Raw genomic sequence first — 21,098 nt, forward strand, 5'->3', positions numbered from 1 at the left:
ACGACCGCGCTGCGTTATCGAACGTTAATAGACCCGGCTATCAGATTCCAAGCTGTTCGCCTTGATCATTAAGCTTTCAAAGCTTGGACTTACCTGCCACGACCGGTCAAAAACGGTCGAGTCGACGGTGCGCGTCGCTCACCTCAGGAGTCACACAGGTTTTGATGGTGACTCAGTTGTTATGCACAGGGCGGTCGTCCGGACACCGAACGTGACCGCGCCCCGCTCAGGGCCGTCTCAGGATCTGGATACGACTCAGGGCCGGAATCCTTGAATCTCGGATTCCGGCCCTGGGTTTCAGTAGCGGGGACAGGATTTGAACCTGCGACCTCTGGGTTATGAGCCCAGCGAGCTACCGAGCTGCTCCACCCCGCGTCGGTGACACCAGCATACGCCATCCGAAGAGGGGAAGTCACACGGGTTAAGTCTCACGAGGCCGACGGGGCTGCGGGGAGGTCCCTGACCGCGGGCAACCCCCACGCACCCGCACCCGCAAACCGCGCCCCGACCCGCTCAGCCGAGCAGATGCGCGTTGGGCGCCTTCGCCTCCCCCTCGTACTCCCCGAGCACCAGCACCTCCACCCCCGCCTCCCGCAGCGCGCCCGTCCCGTCGGCCGCCGCCACGAACGTGTCCGGTTCGCGCCACGCCGTCACCACCCGCCGTACCCCGGCCCGGAGGATCAGCTCGGCGCAGGGGTGCGGGCGGGAGGCGCGGTGGGTGCAGGGTTCGAGGCTGGTGTAGACCGTGGCCGCGGCCAGCCGGGGGTCGTCCGCGGGGATCTTCGCCAGGGCCGCCTCCTCCGCGTGGACCACGGGGTCGCCGGCCTCCCGGGAGTGGCCGCGGGCCAGCTCCGTGCCGTCGGCCGCGACGACGACCGCGCCCACGCTGAACGCGGTCCGGGAGGGCGGGCACTCGGCCGCCAGTCCGCAGGCGAGCCGCAGCCAGTGCCGGTCCGCGGCGGACACCGACCCGCCCGTGCCGGGGGCCGTGGGCTCGTAGCGCATGAGGACGACGTCCTCGATCCGGCGGGTCTCCAGGAGCCGCAGCCGCCCGGCCTGGTACCCGCCGGGACCGAACAACCGCGGCGCCTTCGGGTCGCCGACGAAGAGGGGGGCCAGGACCAGCTGGAGCTCGTCGGCCAGGCCCTGCTGGAGGAGCTGGGTGTGGACGGTGCCGCCGCCCTCGACCATCAGGCGCCGTACGCCCCGTACGTCGTGCAGGTGCTCCAGGAGCAGCCGCCAGTCGAGGTCGGCGCCGAGGGAGACGACGTCGGCGGCGATCCCGAGGGCGCGGGCCCGCCGTACCCCCTCGTCCGTCGTGTAGACGATCTTCTCGCCGCCGGTGTGCCAGAACTTCGCGTCCGGGTCGAGGTCGCCGGTCGCCGTGACCGTGACCTTGAGGGGGTACTCGGGCCGGCCGGCGGCGGTCCGGGCCGCGCGCCGCTCCGGGGAGTTGACCAGGAGCCGCGGGTTGTCCGCGCGGATGGTGCCGGCGCCGATCAGGATGGCGTCGACGGAGGCCCGTACCTCGTCGACGCGGTCGAAGTCGGCGGGGGAGGAGAGCAGGAGCCGGTCGGGGCCGGTGTCGTCGAGGAAGCCGTCGAGGGAGACGGCGGCGGACAGCAGGACGTAGGGGTACGGCATCGGACGCGCTCACTCTCGGCGGGCGGACTGGCGGGCAGGCTGACCGGACCGGCCGGATGGCTGACGGGGTCGGCCCGGCTGCCCTGACACGGACACTTGGTTAAAGTTTGAAACAAACCTACACTGGAGCCATGACGACTCGCTGGCTCACTCCGAAGGAGCAGCGCGCCTGGCGCGCCTACATGGCGGCGACGCACCTCCTGGAGGACGCGATCGACCGGCAGCTCCAGCAGGACGCCGGCATGCCGCACCTGTACTACGGCATTCTGGCCAACCTCTCCGAGGCGCCGGAGCGCAAGCTGCGCATGACCGACCTCGCCGAGAAGTCGAAGATCACCCGGAGCCGGCTGACGTACGCCGTGACCCGGCTGGAGAAGGACGGGCTGATCCGCCGCGAGGACTGCCAGTGGGACAAGCGGAGCAGCTTCGCCATCCTGACGGACGAGGGCATGGCGGTGCTGGAGCGCACGGCGCCGGGCCACGTGGAGACGGTACGGGCGGCGGTCTTCGACCACCTCTCCGCCGAGCAGGTGGAGCAGCTGGAGGAGATCAGCTCCGTGATCGCGCGGGCGCTGGAGGGCGACGAGTCGACCCCGCGGCCGACGCCGGACGAGCTGCCGTGGCGGCGGCGGTCGTCCCCCTGTTCCGGATCGTGAACTCGACTTCCCGAAACCGTACGGAAATCTGTTGCTTCAAATTTAAAGCATGAGGTAGGGTTCCAGCCGTGGATCTGCTTCAAATCTGAAGCAGACACCCGCGACGTCCCGTACCGGGACCGCCGTCCTGCACCCGGACACTGGAGAGCCCGATGACCGACTTCCCCGCCGCCACCCAGCGCGCCCGCGTCCGGGTCCCGCTGCGCTTCAACGACGGCTACAGCGTCAACGCCGAACTCGTCACGTTCCATGGCCTGACCGACGGCCAGGAGCACGTCGCCGTCGTCCTGGGCGAGCCCGCCCCCGGCACCCTCCCGCTGGTGCGCCTGCACTCCGAGTGCCTGACGGGCGACGTCTTCGGCTCGGCCCGCTGCGACTGCGGGCCCCAGCTGCGCGAGGCCGTCGAGCGCATCGCCGAGCGCGGCGGCGTCCTGCTCTACCTGCGCCAGGAGGGCCGCGGCATCGGGCTCTACAACAAGCTCGACGCCTACGCCCTCCAGGACCAGGGCCTCGACACCTACGAGGCGAACGCCGCCCTCGGCCTGCCCGAGGACGCCCGCGACTACACCGCCGCCGCCCAGATGCTGGCCGCCCTCGGCATCACCGACCTGGACCTGCTCTCCAACAACCCCGACAAGGCGGAGCAGTTGCGCGGCCTCGGCGTCACCGTCCGCGACCGCGTCCCGACCGGCGTCTTCAGCACCGCCCACAACGTCCGCTACCTGCGCGCGAAGGTCCTGCACACCCAGCACACGCTGCCCCTGGCCGAGCTGACGGAGCTCAACGCGGGCTGAGCGCCGCGGACGGTGACGCCGAGGCTGCGCAACATGCCCCCGCACGCGGCCCGGCTGATCTCGACGCTGATCCGGGCCCGGCGCGCCACGTCCGTCCTGGAGATCGGCACCTCCAACGGCTGCTCGGCGATCTGGTTCGCCGACGCCCTCCGCGACACCGGCGGCCGCCTGACGACCGTGGACATCGACGCCGAACGCGTCACCGCGGCACTGGCCAACCTGGAGCGGGCGGGAGCCCGGGAGTACGCGGACGTCCGCCACGGCGACGGCGCCGAGATCCTCGCCGACACCCCGGACGCGCCCGTCGACCTGGTCGTGCTCGACGCCGAGCGACCGGCGTACGTCGCCTACTGGCCGCACCTGCGACGCGTCCTGAAGCCGTACGGCATCCTCGCCGTCGACAACGCGGTGAGCCACCGGAACCAGGTGGCCGCGTTCCGCGAACTGCCCGCCTCGGCAGCGGAGTTCGCCGTCGACCTGCACGAGGTGGGCGACGGGGTGCTGACCGGGGTGCGGGTGCGCTGAGCACCACCTTCGCCGTCACCGTCACCCGGGCCGCGCCGGATCGCCGGCCGGTTCAGCCGAAGTAACCCTCCAGGTCTGCCAGGACGTTGACCGAGCCGGCCGCGTTGTGGATGTGGACGGTGCCGTCGGCCGCGACCGGGATCACGGCCAGGACCGGACGGGTCCCGCCCGCGGTGAGGCTGTCGTTGGACACGCCGGGCAGGCTGCCGTCGCCGTAGGCGGTCAGGTGGGTGGTGGCGGTCGGGGTGACCCCCGTGAGGTTGACCAGCACCGCGGAGGCCGTTGCCGGGACCCCGTGGACACCGGCGACCTTGACGGTGAGGGTGCCGTTCGCGCCCAGCGCCCTGCGGGGTGCGCCCAGCCCGGTACGGGTGTCGAGGAAACGGGCGGGTGTGGTCGCCACGTACGGTCCGCCGACGCGGGCGCTCGGGTCGCCGCCCGAGTTGGCCCAGTCGTCGGTGTACACGCCCTGGAGATCGGCGATCAGCTGGACGTGCCCGGCGCTGTTGTAGATGTGGAACAGGCCGGAGTACGCGCAGGGGACGGCCAGGTTGGAGACGGTCTGCCCGGCCCGGTAGTCGAGGGTGGACGTGGTCGGCGGGTTGGGTCCGTCGCAGGCGACGGTGATGTAACCGCTGCCGGTGGCCCCGGTCACCGTCACGTTGAGGACGGCGGCGACGGTCGCCCCGCCCCGCGTGTACTTCGGCAGGGTGACGGTCGTGGTGCTGCGGGGGCCGACCGCGCCCTTGCGCGCACCGGTGCCGGAGCGGGTGTCCAGCACCCGGGTGGGAGCCACCACGGCCAGGGCGGACATGTCCTGCGTGTCCTTGATGGCCTTGGTGGTGTAGTAGCCCTCCAGGTCGGCGATGAGGTTCACCCCGCCGTGCGCGTTGTAGAGATCGACGTAGCCGTCGGTGCCCACCTTGACGGTGACCAGGTTCGGGTTGACCTGGCCGGACTGGAAGTTGAGGTTCGAGGCGGTCGGGCGGGCGGTGCCGTCCGGGTAGACCGTCACATAGCCGGCGGCGGTGGCACCTGTGTCGGTCACGTTCAGCGTCACCGCCGTGACGCCGGACGACGGGACGCCGCCCACGCCGAGGACCTTGAGCCGGACCACACCGCCGGCGCCCACGGTCCGCTTGGGCGCGCCGGTGCCGTTCCGGGTGTCCAGCAGGCGCCTGGGGCCTTCGCTGACGAAGGCCGCGCCGACCGTGGCCCTGGCGGTCTCGGTGACGGTCCGGCCGCCGGTGTCGGTGATCTTCTGCGTGACGGTGTAGGTGCCGGGAGCCGGGAAGGTGTGCTTCAGCGTGCCGCTGAGAGGGGCGACGGAGACGGCCTTGGAACCGTCGCCGAAGGTGATCTGGTCACCTGTGATCGCGTACGGATCGGAGTCGACGTCGTACTGGCAGGTGGCCGCGTCCGGTACCAAGGGGGTGGTCCCGCAGCCGACCGTGGCGGCGAGGTCCGGTACCGGTACGACCTGGTGCCAGACGTCGGCGCCGCCCATCCGGGTGCCGTCCGCCCTGTCCACCAGCACGACGACCTGGACGCCGCTGCCCGTGGTGGCCTGGGTGTAGGTGTGGGTGGCCGATCCGGTGGTGGAGGCGACGGTCGTACCGTCCCCGAAGTCGAAGGTGTACGTCAGCCCGGCCAGCGAGTCCGACCACGGGTTGCTGATCCGTGCGGCGGCGGTCTCCGGAATGCCGACATACCCGGAGCCCATGGCGACCCCGCTCACGGTGAGCGGGTCCTGGAACTCCGTGGCCCCCCGGTCGACGTGGCCGGTGCCCGCTCCGGTGTCCGGGACCAGGGGGTCGTCGACCCGGGGATGGCCGTTGATGTCCGTGGGCTGCTCGCCGGGCGCGTCGGAGTCGCCCGAGTCGACGAGCGGCGAGTACTCGGCGGGCTGCCCGAGTACGGGGATCGTCAGGTCCGTCTGGTCCAGGTCGTGGGTGCCCTGCCCGGTGCCCGCCCCGAACGCCTGCGCGGTGGCGTACGCGGTGCCGGCCCAGTTGTAGTCCGTGCCGGCCGGCAGCGGGTTGACCGCGTTGTAGTCCGCGGTGACCTGCGGGGCCGAGGTGGCGTCCACCGTGATCTCGGCCGGGGTGCCGGTGCCGGAGCACGACGTCGTACCGCCGGTCAGGGCCACGACGTTCTGCACCGAGCCCGAAGTGCCGTCGGTCAGGCTGATCGCGTCGCCGCAGATCGTGCTGAAGGTGTCGCCCGCGAGGTCGATGTCGGTGGTGCCCACGGCCGAGACACCCTGGTCGTCGAAGGAGTCGTCGGCGAGCGTGATGTCCCGTGCCCCGGCGGCGCTGCTGAAGCCCCGCCCGGCCACCTGGGAGACGTGCACGCGGACGAGCGAGATGTCGGAGGAGGATCCGTCGACCGCGACCACCGAGGTGGCGTCGGTGGAGGTGCTCTCCGCGTAGGCGTCGCGGTAGGTGATGTGCTGCGAGCCCGTGACGGCCAGGGCGGTCGTCCTGGCCCCTCCGACCCGGACCGCGGCCATGTCGACGTACTGGGCACCGTCGAACGTGACCGCCGCGACGCCCCTGCCCCGGACGGTGACGGGCGAGCCGTCGCCGGCCGCGGCGACGAACCTGACGGGCGCGTCCGCGGTGCCCTTGGACCGGATGGTCACCGGCGCGTAGGCCGCGTCGTTCCCGGCGATCCGGACCGTGCCCCCGGGAGCCGCGGCGTCCGCGGCCGGCTGGATCTGGCAGAAGGGCTCCGCCGCCGAACCGGGACCGGTGTCGCTGCAGCCGGCGGCCGCGTCGTCGACGTACAGCGCCGCACCGGCGACGGGGTCCGCGTGCGCGGCCCCCGACCCCAGGCAGCCGACGAGCAGCACCGCCAGACCTGCGGACGCCACCAGCGGATGTCTGCGTCCCATGAACGCGTTTTCTCCCCCCGGCCGCTGAAGGCGCCGGCGTTCGACGCGTGCGACCCGTGAAATCCAGTCATGTGTTCGCTGGAACTGAGGGGAGATTAGGCCAGGTTGGGAAGGGCGGCCACCGACGGGACGGCGCCGGTCCGCGGACGCGCCGAAAGTTTGCACCGGCTTTGATCAATGCGAGGGCCGCACAGACCTCCGCATCACCGGGCATTGACCGTTCCGCCGGGGCCGACGCACGGCCGACGCTCGGCCCCGTACCCACGTTCTGGTGAATCCCACCGCGTGACGGCAACCGCACAGCACCCCCCACAAGTCACACACCTCGCATCCAGTGACAAGACACCCAGGTGGACCCATGAACGACCAGCAGCCCTACGGCGCCCCGCCGTTCCAGTGGCAGCCGCCGAAGAAGAAGCCCGGCCCAGGCAAGATCGTGGGCCTGGGCTGTCTCGGCCTGATCGGCCTGTTCGTGGTGATCGCCGCGGTCGGCGCGGCGGTCGGCGGCTCCGGAGGCGTCAAGGCCGCTGCGACGCCGTCGGCCACGAAGACCGGCACCGCCGCCGCGGGCAGGAGCAGCGCCGAGAAGGCCGACGGCGACCCGAAGGACGACGCGGCCGCGGAGACCGTCGTCTTCAAGGTGTGGGGCTCCGCCCCGGCCGGCGTCCTCGGCGGCCTCGACATCACCTACGGCTCCGACACCGACACCCGCAAGGGCACCTTCAAGAACGGCAGGTTCGAGGCGACGCTGCCGCTGAAGAAGGACGCCGTGTACGTCAGCGTGATGGCACAGCTTCAGGGGTCCGGGGACATCACATGCTCGGTCACCGTCGACGGGAAGACGAAGAACGCGCACGCCTCGGGCGGCTACACCATCTGCCACTCCCAACTGAGCAGCGACTTCACCGGCGGCTGGCGGTGACAACGCCACAGCGCCCGAGCCAGCCGAAGCCGACCCGAGCGCTGCGTAGCAGGTCAGAGGGGGTAATCCCTCCCCCGCGTCCGTAGGCCGTGTGGGACTCGAACCCACAACCAATGGATTAAAAGTCCTGGCCAAAGCTTCCCGGGTGGTTCCGGACGGTTCTTCGGTGTCCGGAACCACCTGGTCAGAACACATCCAGAGCGCTGGCCGGTCTGCTTCCTGCCAGCTCGTGCCATCCCGTCCGCTCACGCATCGCTCACGCAGATGGCGTCGCTGACCAGCCGCATTCGACCTTTGACGCGAGATCGACGGCGATGAACGGCAAATCACAGCCTGTCGGCGACTCAGGGCGCGTAGCCGCGCGGGAGAAAATCGATCGTCTCGTCCCAGACCCTCATCGATCTGCTCGGCGGAGAGCGCGCCGCTCAACGCCAGCGCGGTCAGGCCCTGCAGTGATGCGGTGAGCGGCACGGCGAGGAGGTCGACGCACCCATCGCGGATCTCACCTTGCCCTTAACCAGGTGACTTCACCGCTGGCGCGAACCGCGATGCACTTGGGCACCGCCCACTTGCCAGGTGCGTTATACGGCCTGGGCACGCCCAGCAACACAGCACTGCCCTACGCCACATGCCAGCGACCAGACCCTCGTTGGGGCGAGCAGCCTCCGTTCGGCCCTTGGCCGCTCTGTCATCAACGAGTACTCCAGAGGCACCAGGCGTCTTCTATAGGAGGCACTCTTCCGCCTGACAGTTCGTCGCCGCGATGATGCACGGCATGAAAGAGCTTGTTGTCGCCCTGGTAGCTGCCGTTTTCGGTCTGGCCGGCACAGTCGTCGGTGCAGTTGTGTCGGCGCGTGCCGCCAAAAAAGGAGCCCTGCTCAGCGCACAAGCAACCTTGCAACAAGTCCATGACCAAGCCTCGGTCGATCAAGCCCACTGGCTCCGACAGCAGCGGCTTCAGGCATACGAAGGTTTCCTCGCGGCCTGGGATGAGTGTCTTCGCATTATTGACTCCGCAGGTTTGCCGGGAGACTCCGGCTCTTCGGGCGCCAACCCGCTTAAGGAAGCTGCTGGCCGCATGGCAGAACGTGCTCGGAGAATCGACATATTAGGGCCAGCCGAGGTGGCTCGGGCTGCGGAAGAGCTTGCCAACAGTATTCGGCGTGACGTAAAGATTGCCACGAAGCTAAAGGAACTCACAATGTCAACGGTTCCGACAGCAACCGAACGCTTGACCACCGAGACAGCACCCGCGATGGCCGCCGCTAGGGAAGCCATGCAGAGTGCAGCGAGGCAGATGCAAGAGCTCGTGGCACAGGCGAACGAGAGCGATCGACCACTCCATGAGGATCCACGAACAGCAGCGATATTAGTCAGTGTCGAACAAGCCCAGGAAATAGCACGGGCTGCAATTATTCACGTACGTGAGGACAACGAAGGATTCTCCGCGTACCTTGCCCAAGCGGCCGTTATCGTTAATGAACTGAAGCGCAACCAGCAAGCCCGCGCGGGTATCCGCGAGCGGTTCACCGCCGCCGCGAGACAAACACTTGCTTCCGTAACTCCAAGCGCTCCATAGTGAGGCAGCGGTAGGCATGCTGTGTCCGGACGCTTCTATGGCGCCGGTATTGACTGTACGGCGCAAGGCGTTGGCCACCGATCGACCTCGATGTCAGTGCCAGGTCCTAGAGTGACCTCATGCCCCGAGTTGAGTGGACCCGCCTGAGCGGCGATGAGGTCGAGGAAGTCGTTGCCATCTTGCTGTCCCGCAGGCATCCGGACTGCATCCGCATCCGTCCATCAGTTGGGGATGGTGGGATCGACCTGCTGCTCCCCCAGCCAGACGGCGGCCACCACGTATTTCAAGTGAAGAAATTTGCTCAGAATCTCAAAGCCAGCGAGAAGACGCAGATTAGAAAGTCCCTGGGGCGTCTATCCACATACGCCCGTGAGCGTGGTCTAATTGTCAGTCGCTGGGACCTTGTGACACCACTCGACCCAACGAAGGAAAATCTGCAATGGCTGGAAGGGCTGCCCAATCTGCCGAGCGTGAGCGTAGGATGGCGGGGCCTCAACTTCGTTGAATCTCTCGTATCTGAATTCCCTGATGTCATCGACTATTATCTCCACGGTGGCCGAGATCGACTACAGGACGCAGTCGCAGAATTGGCTGTTCTACTGCGCCAGCAGAGTACGTCTGCCGCGAACCAGCCAATCAACGCCGCCGATGCGGAAAGGACCTTGACTGCACTTTCGAATCAGGTAAACGCCTACGATCCTCACTATTCGTATGACCTGCACGTGACTGAACGTATTCTCGAGCCTCGCACCATCGATCACGACCGACTAATTTTCATATGGCAAGCGTTGGAAACGACGCCATCTGTGACAATCGCGGTGCGCGCTCGCTTCACGGATGCACCGAATATCCGACCCGTGCCCTTGAAGTTGAATATTCACGTCCCGAAAGGTAGCGAGCTCGAAGAGAAAGTACTTGCATTTCGGAACTTCGGTTCCGAGCTAGTGCTACCAGCAGAGAGTTATGACCTGACGGCCGATCTCTCCGGAGGGCTGACTCCATCATCCGGCACGGCGGCACTCCTTAAGATTCGCGCAAATCCGCAGCCAGCACCCTCACCGCAGGAGGTACGCCTCACAATCAGTGGACCCGATGGTGGCGAATTGGCCAGTTCAACCGTCGTGTTGAATGCGACCACGATGGGCATGACAGGTGCTGGAGTCCTACTGCACGGGGCGGAAATCGGTGAAACTTTCGACGCAACCATGCAGTTGGACTTCACGGCACAGAGGATGAAAATTTCCATCGGAAGTCACGATCTGGCAGGAAAGCGGCTGGAGAGCATCCGCGCTGGGGTTGAGTTTCTAGCACACTTCCACGAACCTAATCAGGTTACACTCCACAATCCTTATCGTTCCGCCCCCTTGCAGGAACCTATAGCAATCGGGCATCCCATCGACGAGGGCGCCGTGCTCCAGCGTGACATTGTCTCGGCGCTGCTGGAAATCCAACGTGTTGCAGGGCGCACGATTAGAGTTCCGAAACTCTTGGACCGACCGATTGAAGAGTTCCTGCCATGGCTGGACGCCGCACATCTGCTACAGGGAAAGGAAGTGCGCGTCAGTTGGAGCGAAATGGCTTTTTCGACTAACGAAAATCCACCGCAAGGCTTCCTGGCAAATTTGCCGGGAGCTTTGGTCTTCAATGAGCCACTTACCGTGTCAGTCGGCGGCGAGGTCCTCGACCTCGGATACAAACAGTTCTATACACCCGCTGTACGGTTGAAAGATGGCTCGGATCTTCCCTCAAGGCCCGGGGATCGAATCGTGCTGGAACCTATTGATGACTCGGTAGCCGTGGTCCGTTGGATCCAACATGGCGCGAACTGACACTGCGCCCTGCTGAGTTCCGGAATCTGACAGTACCGTGGCGACGGTTCCGCTAAATTACGGCCCCGCTCAGAGAGTGATGAGTTCCTCCTGGAACTAGCAGCGGGCAGGCAGCTAATCAGAGTCCGGTGATGGGCTGGCCTGTGAGTGCCTGTGCAATCTGCCAGAGCTGGCCGCCGCGGGACGCCTTCACGAGGACGACGTCGCCGGGGCGGATGATGGATTTCAGGTAGGCGGCAGCGGTCGCGTTGTCACCGACCATCGCGATGTCCGGTACTCCCGCCGCTCCTGCCGCGAGGGCGAGTTGTTTGGCGAGAGCATTGCCGACCGCCACGACGAGGTCGACGCCGTTCTCGGCCGCCATGCGCCCGACCTCGCGATGGGCTTCGACTGCCTCGTCGCCGAGTTCCAGCATTTCTCCGAGTACGGCGATCCTCCGGCGGCCTGCGGCCTCGGTCGTGTCGCCGTCTGCCTCGGTCATCAAGAGTCTCCGTTGTGGATGAGGGGCGCGAAGGTGATCGCGCGGCCGGTGTAGGAAGCGGACACGCGGCTGAGGGGGACTCGGTCGTGCGTCTGGCCCCAGGCCGACGGGTCCCGGAAGTGGATCGCGGGGTCGGGGCCGTCCTCGTAGCCGCGAAGGATGACGAGGTGACCGCCGGCGCGGCCGTCGTCGGGGAACTGCTCGGTCACGGAGACGATGAGCGGGGCGTCGTCGAGACGCCTCGTCAAGTCTTCGGCCGGGACCGGCTCGGCGGTCGAGGGGACGCCGAGGTCAGTCGCGAGGCTCGCGATCCCCGCGTGGAGTGCTCCACGCGGGGTCAGGACCTCGTGCTTGACCGCGAGTTTCAGGAGCTCTGTGACCGTGGGGGCCTCGCGCCCGTAGGCGAGGAGGATCATTCTCAGCGAGGCCAGGCCGCACGCCCGGTTGGACCACTCGATTCTGTCCCCGAGAGCCCATCCCCCGTGTTGATCCCACTCGGCGGGGGCGATGAGCTGACGGCACATGGGGACCTCGTGGACGCGCGGCACAGCGGCGGGCTCCTACGGCGAGACGGCAGCCTCCCGAGCCCGTGTGGTGCCGGCGAACGCGGGAGTGGGCAGGGGGACATCGTAGGGCGGGCGGGCCAGAGCCTCGTGCAACATGGCCAACACGACGTCCGTGTGCGTGAGTCCGACCATCGCCGCCCCCACCACGAAATTGCTGTCGCGGGACATACCCGGCGTGCTGTTGACCTCCAGCACGTACGGTTCGCCGTCCTCGGCGAGGATGAAGTCGATGCGCGCCGAGCCGCGCAGCCCGATGCCGTCCCACAGGATCCGGGCGTCCCCGGTGATCTTGTCCAGCACGTCGGGGGCCAGGTCGGCGGCGCGCACGGTCACGGTGCCGCTGGAGTCCACGTCGAGCTTCGTGTCCGCGTCGTAGAAGTCGGCGCCGGTGGCCTCGGTGGCCAGCGGCGGGAAGACGACGACCGAGCCGCCCGGCAGTTCCAGGAGCCCCACGGTCACCGGCGTGCCGGTCACGTACTCCTCGACGAGCACGGACGTGTCTTCGTCGCCGGCGGCGTCCGCCAGGGCGCTGGGCAGATCCGCCGGATCGCGCACGAGGCTCATGCCCACGCTGGATCCCCCGAAGGGGGGCTTGACCATCACCGGGCGCCCGTTCCACGTCGCCGGGCCGCCGGTCCAGACGTGCCATCCAGGTGTCGGGATGCCGAGGGCCAGCATCACCCGCTTGCAGAGGATCTTGTCGGCGGCCACCGCGGATGCCCCGACTCCGCTGCCGCAGTAGGGCACGCGAAGGTAGTCAAGCAGTCCCTGCAGCCGGCCGTCCTCACCGTAGGGGCCGTGCAGGTTCGAGAGGACAACGTCGTACTCGACCAGTTCCATGATGAAGTCGGGCTCGCACGGGTCCAGCACCTTCCAGCGGACGCCGATCTCTTCCAGTGCTCCCGCCAAGGCGGTGACGGATCGCTGCTCGACGGGGCATTTGGCGTGGTAGAGCCTGTCCTCGGCGGACACGGGCCCGTAGACGAGGGCGATGCCGAGGCCCTGGCGGCTTCGTCCCCACTCGCGAAGTTCCTCGGCGGCCTTCCGCACCGCGAGGTTCGAGCTGGTGTTGAGGAAGAGAGTCATGCGAGTACCCCTTCGAAGGTGTGGGTGACCGGGCCCCCGACCCAATGAGTGCGGTCTGGGCGGGCGTCATGCGGCCGGACGGTGAGCGGCTCTCCGGCGCGGTTGTGGACGGTGACGGCGCGTCGTACCACCAGTCCGCGCATGGTGGCGACGACGGCGGCCGCGACCGCCCCGCTTCCGCACGAGAGGGTTTCCGCCTCGACCCCGCGCTCGTAGGTGCGGATCTTCAGCGCCTGGTGGCCGGCGGGCTGGATGAAGTTGACGTTCGTCCCCAGCGGGGCGAGGTCCGGGTGGTGGCGAACCAGGCGACCGACGACCTGTGCGTCGATGGCGTCCACGTCGTTCACGATCGCCACGACGTGTTCCGTGCCGGTGTGGGCGCTGTCGAACCAGGTCGGTCTGCCGTTGATGACTGCCTGTAAGCGCCGTGGGAGAACTTCGCCCAGTTCGGCCGTGACCCACACAGAGTCGTCGGAGATGGCCGCCTCATGCTCCACGCCGTCCATGTGAAGACTCATCTGTCGGAAGCCATGATCGCGGTGTGCGGCCCAGGCGGAGCACCTCAGGGCATTTCCGCACATGGTGGCGAGCGAGCCGTCCGCGTTGAAGCAGGTAACTTCGAGGACAGGCGGGCTGTGGCTGATCAGCCTGCTGATGACCAGGCCGTCTGCGCCTACGCCGGTACGCCTGGCGCACAGACGTTCCGCTTCCTTGGGCCACTCCTTGTCGTTGTCGAGCCCGAGGTCGGAGAGCAGGACGAAGTCGTTTCTGGCGCCATGAATCTTGCGAAAGCGCATGGCAAAGCTCCTCGCATGGTGAGGTGAGAGTGACGGTGCGTCGCCCGAACAGGGCGGGGCATCAGCCGAATTCGATGGGTCGGTACGTCGTCCGGGCTTCTCGCATGACCCAGGGCTCCCGCCCGGCAAAGATCAGCACGCGGTGGGCTGCGGTGCCTGCGGACCTCATGTCCCGCACGCGCTCGTACTCGCCGTCCAGGTAGACGAAGTCACCAACCCGGACATCGCCCGGCGGCCGGGTCGTTCCCATCGTTCCTGCAGGTGGAGGCGGTGTGGAGGGCTGCTCCTTGGCCTTGCGTTCGTACATCAGCCCCTCCAGATGCCCAGCAGCAGGGAGCCTCCGATGGCGACGAGGCTTACGACGTAAGCGAGTTGTTGGCTTCGGGGACTCATAGGGTTCCGATCAGGTGGCGCTCCACACGGCTGCGGACCGAGGGGATGCCTATTTCTGTGAGGGGCACCCAGGCCGCTGCGCCCATCTCGATCACCGCCGGGATCACGGCGCCCGAATGGGCCCGGAAGAGGTATCGGATGCCGACTCGAAGACGGGGCCCGTACCGGTGCTGCCCCGGCCTGGTGACATCGACCAGGAACGGCCCCTCGGCACCGGCCTGCGTCCATACGTCCCGGATGCCGGCCTGCTCGGCCAGCAGCCGCAGGGCCGCCTCGCCGAGGGAGTCGTCCGCGTCCTCCGGCTCCGCCTCCGCGAGCGCGTAACCCCCTTCGTGCCGCAGGCACAGGACGCGACTGCGTTCGTCGACGACGACCGCGCCCACCATCACCAAGGGGCAACGCCGGTCATGGGCACAGGCTCGGCGCTGCGAGTGGTCACGGGCCGCGTCGTAGACCGGCAGCAACGCCATCCTGTCGGCGGGGTGCTCGTGGATGTAGTGGGAGAGCTCCCGAACGACCTGGTCGTCCCTGACGCTCACGGCGCATCCAGTCCGTTCCGCTCGGAGTACACCCACAGCAGTCGGCGCGTGAGAAGGGCGGCATCGCGGAGGTACAGGTAGGTCCCGAAGGAAGGTGGGTTCGTGAGATCGACCAACCTGGTTCCTTTTCGGCGGAGCTGCCGGACCTCGCTGTCGTCGTCGGCTCCCAGGTCCTCCCGGAGCAATTGGTTCAGATGACGGGCGATCGCCGGCACCTGCTTGTCCATCACCGCGCGGGTCGTGGTGCCCATCCGCAGGGCGAGGATGGAATTCGTCTGCGCGGAGATCGCCTCTACGTTGATGAGGGCGTCGTCGTCCTCGATGTCCTCGACCGTCTCGGCCTTCTTGCCCGTACTTGCCACTGTCATCACCGGCCCCTCCGGAGCACGCTTTCAGCCGTGACGACAAAGCTAGGAAGAGGGGTGGCTGGGCCTCTATGAATGTGCCGGAACTTGCCCGGCGTTCACCCTAGAGATTCGATGGCTGACGTGATGAGTTCACGTGCGGCGGGGCCGTAGACGGCAAGTTCGGCCAGCTCGCTGAACGTCTTGGCATACATGGCAAGTTCGTGTTTCTGGACGACGCTGAGATGGGCGGAGATCAATTCGACGTTCACCAACTCATCGTCGTACAGGAAGAACCCTTCAACGGGCCAGAGCCCCGACCGGTCGGCGTCCTGGGGGATGATGCCGATGCTCACCGACGGCAGGGCCATGACGCTGAGGAGATAGCCGAGCTGGCCTGCCATGACCTCGGTGCCGCCGATGCGGTACCGCAGCACGCTCTCCTCCAGAAGGATGGCGAACGTGTGGTTCCCGTAGACGACCTGCTGCTTTTCGACGCGCACTTTGACTGCCGCCGGCACGTCGTCGATGAGTCCTCGGCGGTCGCGAATGGAGGTCAGAAGTGCGGTGATGTACGAGGCCGTCTGCACGGGCCCAGGGATGAGCCAAGGCGAGTAAATGCGAAAGCGCTCGGTGCGCTCCCAGAGAGGAACGACAGACTCCTGCGCCCACTTGAGGCCGTGGCGCTCCATCTTCCGCCACTCGACGTACATGCCCTCAATTCCGCGGGCTGTCGAGATGAGGTCCTCTGTTTCGCCCTCGGCGCCACACGCGGAACACCAGGCACGAAGGTCGCGCTCCGAGGGCGCGCGGGTGCCGCTCTCGAAGCGCGAAGCCTTTGATTCGTGCCAGCCCAGGCTCTGGGCCAGAGCCCGTTTGGTGAGCCCGGCTGTTTTCCGGATTTCGGCGAGGCGTTGCCCGAGCGCCTTGCGGGCTTCCTGGACGCTCGAAGATGGTGATGTCATGTCGGTGCGAGGCTGCTGTTCGAACGGTCAGGCCAGCTCGAACTGGGCGTGAGGTGTTCCCCGCTGCCACACGGCCTCGAAGGCCGACTCGCAGAGCTTCGCCACCTCCGGGTCATCCGTGAGTTCCACCTCCATGTTCTCGCCTTCGCCATCGAAGTGATTGACGAGGACCAGGCCGGAGTCGAACAACCAGAAGTCGTTGCCCGGCAGCGCGATGTCGGTCGCGTCGCGCCGCGAGAGCCAACGCACCTCTTCGCCGGCGGCAATGTTCAGTCCGTCCGTCACGTCGTACTCGAAGCGGATGTACTCACTGACCGGCGTCGAGACGACGCGGGCGCGTCGGACCTCGACGCCTCGCGAGGTCGCCTCCGTGACGATGGCGTGCCAGTCGGCCCAGCGCTGGGCGGGGTCGAGGACCTCCCCGGCCTTCCAGTCGATGAAGGCAGGGTCCGACTTCATGTAGGCGTCGCGCATCTCCAGATGGACGGCCGTCCGCCGGCAGTCCCGGAAGAGCTCCTCAAACGTCGGGGGCCTCGTCATCCTTCTTCACCTCCAAGAAGAACTGCACCATGCGCCGCGGGATCTCCACCACCGACTCGTGGCCGGGGATGTCCATCTGCCCGAGGCGCTCGGCGTCCTCCACCTTCCACCCCTGCACGAGGTAGCTGTCCTTCTCCTCGTCGAGGTAGATGGTGGGCGAGCCGCCACTGGGACTCTCCGGATCCTTGCCGAGCTTGCGCAGGGCCATGATGTCCTCCTCGGATGCCGGTAACGATCTCTGTGCCAGAGCTTGCCCGGGACTGAGCCCTCAGGCCAGGAACTTGCCCAAACTTGCCAGAGGCTTCGAGTGGTGCCCCAAGCTGAGAACCTCGGCCCGCGAGGCCCTGATGGGCTCGCCGCACTAACTGACAGATCGCCGTTGCCGCATAAGGCGAGCGCGTGGAATTCATCGCACACGTGGAGCAACAGGGATACCGAGTCCATGACCGAAGTACCTAGGAGCGTGTCTGTCAATCCCCATCATGCATATCGCGATCACCCGCACTAATGACCACGAACCGCAGCCGGGTTGCCCGCTATTGAGACCCGCTCCTAGGCGGGATACCGGTGACTTTCGGAGAAGGCGGCCAGTTACACATGTGCCCGTCCTGCGAGCACCGCCGCCACCGCTGGCCCGAAGACCATCCCCTGCGCGAGCGCGCCGAGCCCTGTATCAGTTATCGCTCAGGTCGATGAGTACGTCGGCGTGCGGGTCATCGGACGGGCGATGCAGGTGGGGATTATTCAGGTACCCCGGAGACTGAACAGCCCCCAGCAAACCGAGCCCAGTACGTGGCAGTGGCACATCCACCCCCCAGACTTTCCGTTCAGGCGAGTTGACATAGAGGCGGAGCGTATGTGTCGGACGCATCAGGAACCCGAGCAGGAACGGCTCACCCTCCTCGCCTTCCTCGTACGCCTCAGCCAACTGCCGCAGTACCTCCACCGCCTGTGCCCCCTCGCCCAGAGGCACAGGCGGGATCTTCTCCACATCCAGGCTCACGTGATTCATGCCCATCACGTCTTTCACCTTGGAGCTGGAATACAGCTGCAAGCCGCTCACCACCTGCGCGAGCGCACCCGGGATCGCCGCAGGCAGCATCCCGAACGGAAGCTCATACAGGAAGTCGATCCCTTCCGTCTCTTCACCGCAGTGCACGGCCACCCGCAGCCCCTCCGGCCAAGGCGGACAGCCCCGCACCCACGCATACGGCGCGAAAGGACATGCGGTGTAGTGCAGGAGAAGACGGCACAAAGCCGCCTGCTCCTGCCTCCGCTCAGATGCGGTTAGAGCTTCGCCCATGCCGGACACTTGTTCCCTTGCTGGTTGTGGCAGTATGCCGTGATGACGCCGATGGTGTTTCCCCTCCCGGCGTCGTACTTGCCATCGAGGCTCTTCCTGGCCTGCCACACCACGACGGTGATCTTGACCTGGCGAGGACGGGGAACACCGGTCTCGAACTCGATGGCATCGTATTCGAGCTTTCGCCCCTGCTCGGATTTACGGTCTACCTCGCCGTGCAGGGCAGCGTAGAGAGTGGAGCACTTCTTGATGTTGTGGGGCCCACTGAAGTGCTTCCAGCCAAACTCGGAGTTCCCGTAGCGGGCGACGATCTTCCGGTCATCGGGGTCTTTGGTTTCGCACTTGACCCGATGGTCCCATGGATGCGGCTGGGCAGGCATCGGCGCGGCGTGCGCGGTCCCGAAGAGAGTCGTGGCACTGATAAGCGCGATGGCCGCGATAGTGCTGATCTTCTTCATGAACATGATCAAAACAGGCCCATCTGGCAGTTGGTAGACCATTCTGAGACAGATTGGTGCGCACAGATCGAAGCCGAGGTCCCCTGACAAGGCCCGCGCCAAGGAAGGGGAGGCCGCCGCCAGCGACGAGCAGGCCGTCACCGACGTCGGCGAGGACGAGCCCGCGGCGAATGGCGACCATTGACCCCACCTGCCACAACCTCCGCGTCGGCTCGTGCTTGTCGCGGTTCAGGGCGGGTCGGCAGGTGGTTCTCGGGGTACGGCTTGTGTGCTCACCGCGACCGGTGAGTGCGGGACGGGACCGCTGTGGAGGTGGGGGTTGTCCCGGCGATGGCTCGCGCGTTGGGCGGCACATGGGTGATACGTGAGCTGCGTGCTCGTGCGGCCCGTGCTTGGGAGCTGGGCGCATGCCGGTCGCCGAGGCGTTGAATGCGCCAGGTGAGGGTCCTGGCCGGTGAGGTGGTGGCGTCGTCCAACAAACGTTGCCCTGCTGCGTGGTGCAGGAGCTCGGCCGGATCATGCCCGGCTGCTTCTGCAGCGGCGAGGGTGGCTGCCAGAGCCTCCCAGGCAGATTCAACGAGGATCTGCTCGGCGTGGACGGGAACCGCGTCGCGCACGTGTTGGGCGTACCGACGGACGGTGTTCGCGGGAGGCTTGAGACGAGCCAACGCGGCCAGAGGCTCGGGAAACGTCTGGTTGTAGGCAGCCTGGAGGTGGACCAGGGCTTGGCGAGCGGCGGCGACCTGGCGGTCGTGGTGGTGCAGCGCGCCACGGCGCTGGACGGCGGTGACGACGAGGATGGCGGCGTCCAGCAGCATCGCCAGGCCGCTGCCGTCGGTGGGCTGGTGGCGCATGGCCTTGATCGCGCCGCGCAGGGCGCGGGTGTGCTGGTGGTCGACGCGCGCTCGGGTGTGGGCCGCGTGCTCGAAGGCGACGGCTGCCCGGCGGAGTTCGGCCTTCAGGCGGGCGGGGGCGTACAGGGGCAGGGCGTAGAGGACCTCGCCGAACGCGGCCAGGTGGGCCTGAGCGATGGCGGCGGGGCTGTGGTCGATGTGGTGGGGGATGCGTTCAGTGCAGGTGGCGGCCTGATGCCACGGGTTCGGCCGACGGCCGGTCGTTGACGCTTCCATCGCGGTGACTTCGGCGGTCGCGAGGCGCTGTCGGATCTTGGGCAGGGAGAGGTCGGTGGCGAGGCTGGAGCCGGAGTAGAAGACGGGCTCGCCGTTGGCGTTGGTGTCGCCGGGCAGGGCGACCTTGTAGCCCTGCAGATCGCCGGAGGGCAGGGTTCGGCTTTCGACCTGGAGGCCGGCGTCGGCGAGCAGGTTGAAGAACTCGTCCAGGTCTTCGGCGCGGGTAAGCGCCGTGCGTACGATGTGGCGGAGTTCCTCACGCACCGTTGTGGTGCGGCCGGTGCGCTTGGCCTTCTCCTGCTCGGCGCGGGTGGAGCGCTTGGCGGCCGGGGTTTCGGCGGCGGCCTGGCGTCCGCGCGGGATGCGAGTGAGTCCGAGCTCTTCCTCGATGCAGGTGAGTTCGGTCATGGCGCGGTGGTAGTCGTTCCAGTTGCGGGGCGGTCGCAGGTCGCCGCGCACCTTGGTGGCGACGATGTGGATGTGATCGTCCGCGTGGCGCACGGCGATCCAGCGGCAGCCGTCCGGATCGCCGTCTAGGGCGATGCCGGTGGCATGCACGATGCGGCGCGCCACCTGCGCCCATTCGGCGTCGGTGAGGATGCGGTCCTCGGGTGCTGCGCGGAGGGAACAGTGCCACACGTGCCCGTCGGGGGCATGGTCGCCGGCCTGCTTGACGCGCAGGTCGAGGGCTTTGACGAGCTGGTCCATCCGCTCGGTGTGGCCGGGGCTGTCTTCGGGGCCGGGGTCGGGTGCGAAGCCGTCCCAGGAGGCGACGATGTGCTGGTCGGTGTGCACGGTGGCGGTACCCGGTCCGAAGAGGTACCTCAGCACGCCTCGGGTGTAGCTGCCCGGTTTGACGATATTCGCGATCACGCGCGGCCCGCCCTCTGCCCAGCAGTCCGGAAAGCGGCGTCGTCCACGGTCTTCACCGCATCCTGAGCAGTGGACAGGAGGCGTTCGGCCCGCTCCAGAACGGCGGCGTCCACAGGGTGTGGATCGCCGTCGGAGTTGAGGCGCCGGGCGATCTGGTTGACGTTGATGCCGATCCGGGCGATCTGGGTGCGCAGCGCGGCGAACTCGTCGATCACGTCGTCGTAGACCGTGCGCTGGTCGGGCAGGTGCGTCTCACCGTTGACGAAGGCCATGACGACCGCGCCGACCAGGTGGGCGCCGGCGATGCCCATCGCCTTGGCCCTGGCCACGATCGCGGCCTTCTCGACCTCGCTGTAGCGGGCATCGACGCGGGCCTCGCGACGGCCGTCGTCGCACCGCTCGCGGCGGCGCAGTACACGGTAGAGCGCGGCTTCATCGGCAGCGCGTACGACAGCTGGCTGCTGCTGAGCGGCGACATCTTCGCCCAGCCCCGACTTCTGCTCCGGCGCGCCCTCGCGCCGGAGCTGCTCCTCCGCCACCCCCGGGGCGGAGGAGCTCGCGTTGGACCGGCCCATGGACGGTCCAACGCCATTGCTTGCTGGCGCGGTGGCTGAGGTGATGATCATCTCCTGCTGGAAGGTGGGCAGTCGGTTGTGCGGCTCGCGCATGGGAGGGGTCTCCGTGGTGCTGTGCTCGGGTTTTGGGTTGAGCTGCGTGCTGCCTCGGGCGTGGCTGGGCCAGGAGTCCTGGTGGGCTACCGGAAGTCCGGAAGTCGTTC

General features: G+C 67.4%; 22 protein-coding genes and 2 tRNA genes. 6 read left to right on the forward strand and 18 right to left on the reverse strand.

Annotated features, from left to right (window positions below):
* Positions 1-301: 301 nt before the first annotated feature.
* Both ACFY6U_RS31130 and ACFY6U_RS31135 read right to left on the reverse strand, forming a co-directional pair.
* Positions 302-375, reverse strand: a tRNA-Met gene (locus ACFY6U_RS31130).
* 138 nt (positions 376-513) lie between these two features.
* A complete protein-coding gene (locus ACFY6U_RS31135) occupies positions 514-1,644 on the reverse strand; it encodes a dihydrofolate reductase family protein (protein ID WP_390043519.1) in 1,131 nt (376 codons plus the stop codon).
* A 131-nt stretch (positions 1,645-1,775) separates the two neighbouring features.
* Here ACFY6U_RS31135 and ACFY6U_RS31140 point away from each other — a divergent pair, with 131 nt between their 5' ends.
* The 3 genes from ACFY6U_RS31140 (at position 1,776) to ACFY6U_RS31150 (ending at position 3,619) form a co-directional block, all read left to right on the forward strand.
* Positions 1,776-2,300, forward strand: a complete 525-nt coding sequence (locus ACFY6U_RS31140; protein WP_390043521.1) for a MarR family winged helix-turn-helix transcriptional regulator — start codon at positions 1,776-1,778, stop codon at positions 2,298-2,300.
* 152 nt (positions 2,301-2,452) lie between these two features.
* Entirely contained in the window at positions 2,453-3,094 is a 642-nt protein-coding gene (gene ribA / locus ACFY6U_RS31145) for a GTP cyclohydrolase II (protein WP_390043523.1), read from the forward strand.
* 33 nt (positions 3,095-3,127) lie between these two features.
* Positions 3,128-3,619 carry an O-methyltransferase gene (locus tag ACFY6U_RS31150; protein WP_390043525.1) on the forward strand — a complete coding sequence of 164 codons (492 nt, stop codon included), beginning with the start codon at positions 3,128-3,130 and terminating at the stop codon, positions 3,617-3,619.
* 52 nt (positions 3,620-3,671) lie between these two features.
* On the opposite strand, the gene ACFY6U_RS31155 is transcribed toward ACFY6U_RS31150, so the two are convergent.
* On the reverse strand, positions 3,672-6,515 hold the full coding sequence (locus ACFY6U_RS31155; RefSeq protein WP_390043527.1) for a hypothetical protein: 2,844 nt from the start codon (positions 6,513-6,515) through the stop codon (positions 3,672-3,674).
* Between the two features lie 358 nt (positions 6,516-6,873).
* Between ACFY6U_RS31155 and ACFY6U_RS31160 the strand changes: the two genes are divergently transcribed.
* Entirely contained in the window at positions 6,874-7,437 is a 564-nt protein-coding gene (locus ACFY6U_RS31160) for a hypothetical protein (RefSeq protein WP_390043529.1), read from the forward strand.
* An 84-nt stretch (positions 7,438-7,521) separates the two neighbouring features.
* On the opposite strand, the gene ACFY6U_RS31165 is transcribed toward ACFY6U_RS31160, so the two are convergent.
* A tRNA-Lys gene (locus ACFY6U_RS31165) sits at positions 7,522-7,594 on the reverse strand.
* Between the two features lie 618 nt (positions 7,595-8,212).
* On the opposite strand from ACFY6U_RS31165, the gene ACFY6U_RS31170 reads away from it, so the two are divergent.
* Both ACFY6U_RS31170 and ACFY6U_RS31175 read left to right on the forward strand, forming a co-directional pair.
* Complete coding sequence (locus ACFY6U_RS31170) at positions 8,213-9,016, forward strand: hypothetical protein (RefSeq protein WP_390043530.1); 804 nt, start codon at positions 8,213-8,215, stop codon at positions 9,014-9,016.
* Between the two features lie 119 nt (positions 9,017-9,135).
* Positions 9,136-10,845, forward strand: a complete 1,710-nt coding sequence (locus ACFY6U_RS31175) for a restriction endonuclease (protein WP_390043532.1) — start codon at positions 9,136-9,138, stop codon at positions 10,843-10,845.
* 118 nt (positions 10,846-10,963) lie between these two features.
* On the opposite strand, the gene ACFY6U_RS31180 is transcribed toward ACFY6U_RS31175, so the two are convergent.
* The 14 genes from ACFY6U_RS31180 to mobC all read right to left on the reverse strand — a co-directional run bounded on the left by ACFY6U_RS31180 (position 10,964) and on the right by mobC (position 20,988).
* Positions 10,964-11,326 (reverse strand): glutamate ligase domain-containing protein, encoded by a 363-nt coding sequence (locus ACFY6U_RS31180; RefSeq protein WP_390043534.1) that lies wholly within the window; start codon positions 11,324-11,326, stop codon positions 10,964-10,966.
* Positions 11,326-11,874 (reverse strand): C39 family peptidase, encoded by a 549-nt coding sequence (locus tag ACFY6U_RS31185; protein WP_390043535.1) that lies wholly within the window; start codon positions 11,872-11,874, stop codon positions 11,326-11,328. Before ACFY6U_RS31185 ends, ACFY6U_RS31180 begins: the two co-directional genes overlap by 1 nt.
* Positions 11,875-11,886: 12 nt before the next feature.
* Positions 11,887-12,978 (reverse strand): ATP-grasp domain-containing protein, encoded by a 1,092-nt coding sequence (locus ACFY6U_RS31190; RefSeq protein ID WP_390043537.1) that lies wholly within the window; start codon positions 12,976-12,978, stop codon positions 11,887-11,889.
* Complete coding sequence (gene dapF / locus ACFY6U_RS31195) at positions 12,975-13,775, reverse strand: diaminopimelate epimerase (RefSeq protein ID WP_390043538.1); 801 nt, start codon at positions 13,773-13,775, stop codon at positions 12,975-12,977. Before dapF ends, ACFY6U_RS31190 begins: the two co-directional genes overlap by 4 nt.
* Before the next feature lie 61 nt (positions 13,776-13,836).
* Complete coding sequence (locus ACFY6U_RS31200; RefSeq protein WP_390043540.1) at positions 13,837-14,082, reverse strand: hypothetical protein; 246 nt, start codon at positions 14,080-14,082, stop codon at positions 13,837-13,839.
* Between the two features lie 82 nt (positions 14,083-14,164).
* Positions 14,165-14,707, reverse strand: coding sequence for an NUDIX hydrolase (locus ACFY6U_RS31205; protein ID WP_362648697.1), 543 nt, complete (start codon positions 14,705-14,707; stop codon positions 14,165-14,167).
* Positions 14,704-15,075: a hypothetical protein gene (locus ACFY6U_RS31210; RefSeq protein ID WP_390043541.1), complete on the reverse strand. Its 372-nt coding sequence runs from the start codon at positions 15,073-15,075 to the stop codon at positions 14,704-14,706. The genes ACFY6U_RS31205 and ACFY6U_RS31210 overlap by 4 nt, the downstream gene beginning before the upstream one ends.
* A 95-nt stretch (positions 15,076-15,170) precedes the next feature.
* Positions 15,171-16,016, reverse strand: coding sequence for a helix-turn-helix transcriptional regulator (locus ACFY6U_RS31215; protein WP_362648691.1), 846 nt, complete (start codon positions 16,014-16,016; stop codon positions 15,171-15,173).
* A gap of 27 nt (positions 16,017-16,043) precedes the next feature.
* Positions 16,044-16,556, reverse strand: a complete 513-nt coding sequence (locus ACFY6U_RS31220) for a DUF6879 family protein (RefSeq protein WP_390043543.1) — start codon at positions 16,554-16,556, stop codon at positions 16,044-16,046.
* Entirely contained in the window at positions 16,534-16,764 is a 231-nt protein-coding gene (locus tag ACFY6U_RS31225) for a hypothetical protein (RefSeq protein ID WP_062723440.1), read from the reverse strand. Before ACFY6U_RS31225 ends, ACFY6U_RS31220 begins: the two co-directional genes overlap by 23 nt.
* Positions 16,765-17,229: 465 nt before the next feature.
* Positions 17,230-17,721: a hypothetical protein gene (locus ACFY6U_RS31230; protein WP_390043545.1), complete on the reverse strand. Its 492-nt coding sequence runs from the start codon at positions 17,719-17,721 to the stop codon at positions 17,230-17,232.
* A 122-nt stretch (positions 17,722-17,843) separates the two neighbouring features.
* Positions 17,844-18,317, reverse strand: coding sequence for a hypothetical protein (locus ACFY6U_RS31235; RefSeq protein WP_390043547.1), 474 nt, complete (start codon positions 18,315-18,317; stop codon positions 17,844-17,846).
* A 272-nt stretch (positions 18,318-18,589) separates the two neighbouring features.
* Positions 18,590-20,320, reverse strand: a complete 1,731-nt coding sequence (locus tag ACFY6U_RS31240) for a relaxase/mobilization nuclease domain-containing protein (protein ID WP_390043549.1) — start codon at positions 20,318-20,320, stop codon at positions 18,590-18,592.
* A complete protein-coding gene (gene mobC, locus ACFY6U_RS31245) occupies positions 20,317-20,988 on the reverse strand; it encodes a plasmid mobilization relaxosome protein MobC (RefSeq protein ID WP_390043551.1) in 672 nt (223 codons plus the stop codon). The genes ACFY6U_RS31240 and mobC overlap by 4 nt, the downstream gene beginning before the upstream one ends.
* Between the last annotated feature and the right edge of the window lie 110 nt (positions 20,989-21,098).

It is taken from the genome of Streptomyces sp. NPDC013157 (genome assembly GCF_042899865.1).
Lineage (GTDB): Bacteria > Actinomycetota > Actinomycetes > Streptomycetales > Streptomycetaceae > Streptomyces.